The sequence below is a fragment of the Brevibacterium sp. FME17 genome (genome assembly GCF_014897515.1).
In the GTDB taxonomy this organism is placed as follows: domain Bacteria; phylum Actinomycetota; class Actinomycetes; order Actinomycetales; family Brevibacteriaceae; genus Brevibacterium.
The window spans coordinates 45,268-51,966 of the sequence record NZ_JABUYD010000026.1; the positions used below are offsets into that span (position 1 = coordinate 45,268).

At 60.7% G+C, this 6,699-nt stretch carries 4 protein-coding genes; 3 read left to right on the forward strand and 1 reads right to left on the reverse strand.

The window, feature by feature from the left end; translation table 11 throughout:
* Nucleotides 1-625 precede the first annotated feature (625 nt).
* The 3 genes from INT40_RS17860 to INT40_RS17870 all read left to right on the forward strand — a co-directional run bounded on the left by INT40_RS17860 (nucleotide 626) and on the right by INT40_RS17870 (nucleotide 4,252).
* Nucleotides 626-2,104, forward strand: a complete 1,479-nt coding sequence (locus INT40_RS17860) for an aldehyde dehydrogenase family protein (RefSeq protein WP_193096646.1) — start codon at nucleotides 626-628, stop codon at nucleotides 2,102-2,104.
* 13 nt (nucleotides 2,105-2,117) lie between these two features.
* Nucleotides 2,118-3,680 (forward strand): GMC family oxidoreductase, encoded by a 1,563-nt coding sequence (locus tag INT40_RS17865; protein WP_193096647.1) that lies wholly within the window; start codon nucleotides 2,118-2,120, stop codon nucleotides 3,678-3,680.
* A 155-nt stretch (nucleotides 3,681-3,835) separates the two neighbouring features.
* A complete protein-coding gene (locus INT40_RS17870) occupies nucleotides 3,836-4,252 on the forward strand; it encodes a PaaI family thioesterase (protein ID WP_193096648.1) in 417 nt (138 codons plus the stop codon).
* 101 nt (nucleotides 4,253-4,353) lie between these two features.
* Here INT40_RS17870 and INT40_RS17875 read toward each other — a convergent pair whose 3' ends face one another.
* Nucleotides 4,354-6,153, reverse strand: a complete 1,800-nt coding sequence (locus tag INT40_RS17875; RefSeq protein WP_193096649.1) for a BCCT family transporter — start codon at nucleotides 6,151-6,153, stop codon at nucleotides 4,354-4,356.
* Nucleotides 6,154-6,699: the final 546 nt, after the last annotated feature.

Below are 6,699 nucleotides of genomic sequence, written 5' to 3' on the forward strand. Positions count from 1 at the left end.
TTCAACGCCTCTGTTAGAATCATGGCGAAACGTCCCGCCATCAGTGGTCTGCGGCGACGTACGGTCATCTCATCGCGGTCACTAGGGGATTAATGAAGCCTGGCGTGGAGGATTCGAGCATGAGAGTCAATTCCTCGTGCACGCCCGCATCAATGGCATTATTGACACGCACAACTACATCAGCAATTACAATTTACCTGCGCACACACAGCGTTCCCAGCCGTAACTTCAGCAATTGCAGTGGGATTGTCGGCTCTTTCAATTGCGCAATCGCCCTCCCTGCAATTGTGCTCATTGTCACCGCGGCTTCTGAGCCAGGACCGAAGAAGACGGCTCGGCACAGCACCAAAGGTGCCAACAGTTCCGGGACCGCCATTGCGGAGACAGATACCGGAATCCAACACCGCGCAGACCCGCATATGCGTACCATGAGGCCCCCATTCTGTGATCCGATTCATTCGATTGAGCATAGGACACCCTTGTTCGCATATCGTGGCTTCCGGAAGCGTCACCACCAGCGGAAAGAGGAGCCATGCGCACAGCATTGACTCCCCGCCCACAGTGGTGCACCTAAGAACCTCAAACTCAATTTCAGCGACTTCACCATCAAGGAACAGGAGACAACGTGCCCAACACGCTTTTCATCGATGGACAGTGGGTTTCGGCCCAGAACGGCGGGATCAGAGAGATCCACAATCCTGCCGACGGCAGCTTCGTCGCCGAGGTGGACGAAGCCAGCCCAGCCGACACCGAGCTCGCGATCGCTGCCGCCCGTCGGGCCTATGACTCGGGCGTCTGGTCAAGCGTGCCCGCCAGCGAACGAGGCGACATGCTCCTCAAATTCGCGTCGGTCCTGCGTGAGCGCAATGCCGAGTTCGCTCGGGCCGAGTCGCTCGACACAGGCAAGCGCTATGTCGAGTCCGAGATCGACATGGAAGACATCGCCAACTGCTTCGACTACTTCGGCAAGCTTGCCGCCAACGACGCAGGCCGCGTCGTCGATGCCGGCACCGACACCGTCGCCAGCCGCATCGTCCACGAACCAGTCGGCGTCTGCGCCCTCATCACACCGTGGAACTACCCGCTGCTGCAGGCCGCATGGAAGATCGCGCCCGCCTTGGCAGCCGGCAACACGTTCATCCTCAAGCCCGCCGAGCTCACACCTCACACGGCAATCCTGACGATGCAGGTGCTTGAAGAGCTGGGCCTGCCTGCCGGTGTGGGCAACCTGATCCTCGGCGCCGGTGCAGATGCTGGAGCACCGCTGTCAACACATGAAGACATCGACATGGTCTCCTTCACCGGCGGCCTGGTCACGGGACGTCTGCTGGCAGCCAACGCCGCAGCAACCGTGAAGAAGGTCGCCCTGGAACTCGGCGGCAAGAACCCGAACGTCGTCTTCGCCGATGCCGACTTCGAGGCCGCTGTCGACAATGCGCTCAACGCCGCATTCGTCCACTCCGGTCAGGTCTGCTCCGCAGGCGCGCGCCTGATCGTCGAAGAATCGATTGCCGAGAAGTTCGTCGACCGCCTCGTCGAGCGTGCTGAGCAGATCCACCTCGGCGGACCCTTCGATGACAACGCCGAAACCGGACCACTCATCTCCGCAGCCCACCGCGACAAGGTCACTGCCTATGTCGACAAGGGCGTCGCCGAGGGCGCACGCGTGCGCTGCGGCGGCAAATGGGGCGAGGGCGACCTGGAGAAGGGATACTACTACCTGCCCACTATCCTCGATCAGGTCGAGCGCGGAATCTCCGTGGTCTCTGACGAAGCCTTCGGGCCTGTCGTGACCGTCGAGACCTTCTCCACGGTTGACGAGGCCGTCGAGATCGCCAACGATACCTACTACGGTCTGGCCGGTGCGGTCTGGAGCCAGGATGCGGGCAAGACCCAGCAGGTCGCCCAGCGTCTGCGCCACGGCACCATCTGGATCAACGACTTCCACCCCTACCTGCCGCAGGCCGAGTGGGGCGGCTACAAGCAGTCGGGCTCCGGACGCGAGCTGGGACCGACGGGTCTGGCCGAATACCAGGAAGCCAAGCACATCTACCAGAACCTCGAACCTGCCGTGACCGGCTGGTTCCCCGATCACAGCAAATAAGGAGAGTCAGAACGTGGAAACTACTCATAGCTTTGACTATGTCGTCGTCGGCGGTGGCTCCGCGGGCGCTGCCGTGGCGGCACGCCTCAGCGAGGATCCCGACGTCAGCGTCGGACTGCTGGAAGCGGGCCCGACCGATGTCGGCGAAGACGTCATCCTCAGCCTCAACCGTTGGATGGAACTGCTCGAGTCAGGCTTCGACTGGGACTACCCCATCGAGGCACAGGAGCACGGCAACTCACACATGAGGCATGCGAGGGCCAAGGTCCTCGGCGGCTGTTCCTCACACAACTCGTGCATCGCCTTCTGGGCACCGCGCGAGGATCTCGACGACTGGGAGACCAAGTACGGCGCCACCGGGTGGGGCTCGAAGGACACCTTCGGCCTGTACAAGAAGCTGGAGAACAACGAGCTTCCCGGTGACCACCACGGTCATGATGGTCCCGTTCACCTGATGAATGTGCCGCCGAATGACCCCTGTGGTGTTGCCCTGCTCGATGCCTGTGAGCAGGAAGGCATCCCCCGCGTTCAGTTCAACGAGGGCGAAACCGTCATCAACGGCGCCAACTTCTTCCAGGTCAACCGCAAGGCCGACGGCACCCGTTCGTCCTCCTCGGTGTCCTACCTGCACCCGATCCTCGATCGAGAGAACCTCACGATCCTCACCGACACTCAGGCCAAGGTCCTTGAGTTCGATGACGAGGAAAACTGCACCGGCGTCCACGTCGTCAACAACGCCTTCGGTCACACCAAGCGCATTGAGGCGAAGAAGGAAGTCATCGTCTCCTCCGGTGCGATCAACACTCCTCAACTCCTCATGCTCTCGGGCATCGGGCCGAAGGATCACCTCGCCGAGGTGGGTGTCGAGGTTCGCGTGGATTCGCCGGGAGTCGGTGAACACCTGCAGGACCACCCCGAAGGCGTCATCGCATGGGATGCGAAGAAGCCGATGGTCGACGACTCCACCCAGTGGTGGGAGGCCGGAATCTTCACTCCGACCGAAGAGGGCTTGGACCGTCCAGACCTGATGATGCACTACGGTTCAGTGCCGTTCGACATGCATACTCTGCGCCAGGGTTACCCGACGTCGGAGAATACCTTCTGCCTGACGCCCAACGTCACGCATGCTCGTTCGCGTGGCACCGTGCGTCTGCGGTCGATGGACTTCCGGGACAAGCCGCACGTTGATCCTCGCTACTTCACCGATCCCGAGGGCCACGACATGCGCGTCATGATCGCCGGTATTCGCACGGCTCGTGCCATTGTTGCGCAGGACGCCATGTCCGAATGGGCCGGTGAGGAACTCTTCCCCGGCAAGGATGTGCAGACCGATGAGCAGATCGAGGACTACATCACTCGCACCCACAACACCGTCTACCACCCAGTGGGCACGGCGCGGATGGGGGCAGCCGATGACCAGTCCTCGCCTCTGGATCCTCAGCTGCGGGTCAAGGGCGTCAACCGCCTGCGTGTAGTCGATGCCTCCGCCATGCCGGAGATCACGACGGTCAACCCCAACATCACGGTCATGATGATGGGTGAGAAGTGCGCTGAAATGATCAAAGCAGGATCCTGATTCTTTCATCCGGTGGACTCTTCAGCTCTGACTGATCGGTTCTCCGGGTGAAGATCAGCGATAACATGGGAGGGCTTCGCGATTGTGCGGGGCCCTCCTTCTGCGCCAGGGTAGCCTGAGAGTGAAATGTCTGGACCACGGTAGAAACGGAGTCAATGATGACCAGCGCTTCATTCCAGGACGCCCAAGCCGTCCTTGCCGCCCAGCCCTTCAGCACCATGATGGGCACGACGCTCGTCCAATACGATGATGCCGGAGTCACCCTTGAGCTCAAGCTCAAGCCCGAACATCTGCAGCAGCACGGCTATGTCCATGGCGGCGTCCAGTGCTACCTGGCCGATAATGCACTGACATTCGCAGGCGGACAGAGACTCGGTCCCGCAGTGCTGACCGCGGGAGTGAATCTGACCTACCTGCGCCCGGCTGCAGGCGACAAGCTCATCGCACGGGCGACCGTGCAAGCGGCAACGAGCCGATCGGCAGTCACCCAGGTGGAGATCAGTGCAGTCAAAGACGGTGCCGAATACGTGTGCTCCGTCGGCTCGGGAAACATCGCAGCCATGAGGAAATAAATACGGGGGCAATCAAGCGCCAATCTGCGACGAAGGGACTGTTCACACGCACACGGCGAGTGAACAGTCCCTTCCACTGTCACGATGTCACCGTCACATCGTCACTCAGACGACGAGGGTCTGTATGACTCGGCACTGGAACTGCCAGTCCGGCTGGAGAGGGTCCCGTGCCGCTTTTTCTTGCTCTGACCATCGACAGAGACATAGGGGTCACGGAACTTGGGCGCCGGCTCCGCCGCTTCAGGTGTTGTGACGACTTCTTCATCGTCGTCGTATTCGTGGGCGAAGGCGTCCTCACCGTCGTCTCGACGTTCCACCTCTTCGGGCGGAAGCACCTTCTTCCATTTGCGCATCTTCACCGCCGGCAGCTCGCCGGCGTCTTCTCGCAAGGCTCGCATGAGGGCGTAGATCTGGAAGTAGGCGATGATGAAGAACGGCAGTCCCACGAGGATGATCGTCGACTGCAGTGCTTCGAGTCCTCCGGAGCCGGAGAAGACAAGCAGCGCGGCCGTGACGACGGCGACGGCGGCAGCCCAGAAAATCCGCTGCGGCAGAGGGTTGAAGTCCTCATGCCCGTTGTTCATCGTGTCCACGACCAGGGCTGCGGAGTCCACCGAGGTGACGAAGAAGATGATGACGAGGACGATCGCAATCACCGAGATCGGTCCCGACAGCGGATAGTGGTCGAGGAACGCGAACAAGGCTCCGGGAATATCGCCTTGGTCGACGACTCGGTCGACCAGTCCCCCGTCCTTGTTCATCTCGATGTCGAAGGAGGCGTAGCCGAAGATGCCGAACCACAGGACCGAGAAGCCGGCAGGAACGGCGAGTACCCCGATGACGAACTGACGGATGGTCCGGCCGCGCGAGATGCGGGCGATGAAGATGCCCACAAACGGTGACCAGGTGATGGTCCAGGCCCAGTAGAAGACCGTCCAGGTGTTCTGCCAGCCGGTGTTGGCGAACGTATCGTTCCACAGCGCCAGTTCGGGCAGCTGTTGGATGTAGGTGCCGAAGGATTCGAAGATGCCCTTGGCCATGAACAGCGTTGGGCCGAAAACGACGATGAAGATGAGCAGCAGCACCGCCATGACGATGTTGAGGTTCGACAACACCTTGATGCCCTTGTCGAGGCCGAGCGAGACAGAGATCGTGGCCAGCCCACAGACGACACCAATGATGATCAGCTGCCACAACGCGTTCTCGGGAATGCCGATGACTTGGGCCAGTCCGCCGTTGATCTGCAGGGTTCCCAGCCCGATCGACACTGCGATGCCGAACACGGTGCCGATGATGGCGACGACGTCGATCGTCTTGCCGATCGGTCCGTGGATGCCCTCACCGAGGATGGGCTGGAAGATCGAGCTCACGCGCGGGGGCAGGTTGCGCTTGTGAATGAAATAGGCGAAGCACAGTGCGGGAAGCGTGAAGATCGTCCAGGTGTGAAGGGTGAAGTGGTAGTACGTGAAGTTCATGGCATCGACGGCAGCCGCAGCCGTGCCTGCTTCGATACCAGAGGATGCCCGAGGTGGGTCACCGAAATGGCTGACCGGTTCAGCGACGCCCCAGAACATGAGGATCGAACCGATGCCGGCGGCGAACAGCATGGCGAACCACGCACCGTTCGAATGCTCCGGCGCTTCGTCGTCGGGACCGAGCTTCGCTCTGCCGTACCGGGATGCGGCGATGTAGATGAGGAAGACGAGGAATGCGGTGACGCCGAGGATGTAGAACCAGCCGAGGTTCGTCAGTAGCCAGTCCGACGCCACGGACACTCCGGCGTCGAGCTGGTCCGTGAAGAAGATCGTCCCGAGGACGAAGATGATGATCACTGCTGCCGACGAGAAGAAGATCGCCGGATTCGTCCGGAGTCTGAGGGCATCGTGCATTCGATTAAGCATGAGCGGTACCTTCCTACGATAAGTGACCACCACACTACCCAACCAGTACCGCTGTGGGTGGGATCGCACACGCATGTTTTGAGGTCCGCGCTCTGGGACAACCCCACGGCATGGATATCCCGCTGGACTGCGCGGCATGAGTTCACAGTCGAACACCGATCACGAAGCACTCGACTTTCACGACGAATACATCGCCGTATGGAATCGAGTTACTGCGCGGGGAAGCGACGAAGGGGGCGTGACTTCATCGCTGATACGTATGACGGCTGGATCGGGACCACCGGAGAGAGTCTCGACCCGTTTGACTATGACGATGCGTGGAACGGTTTCGTTCAAGACGCTCCCGCACTGAAAGGACGTCACAGAGCATTCGGTGAGCCCACCAGCCCACAGCCTGACGCAACGACAACTACACCCATCACACGCCCCCAAGACACAACACCCATGAATACGAGAAAGGGGCCACCCCACCAAAGTGGAATGACCCCTCACCCTTCAAAGAATATTGCGGCAGTCACTTACTCTCCCACAACCACCAAGTTGCAG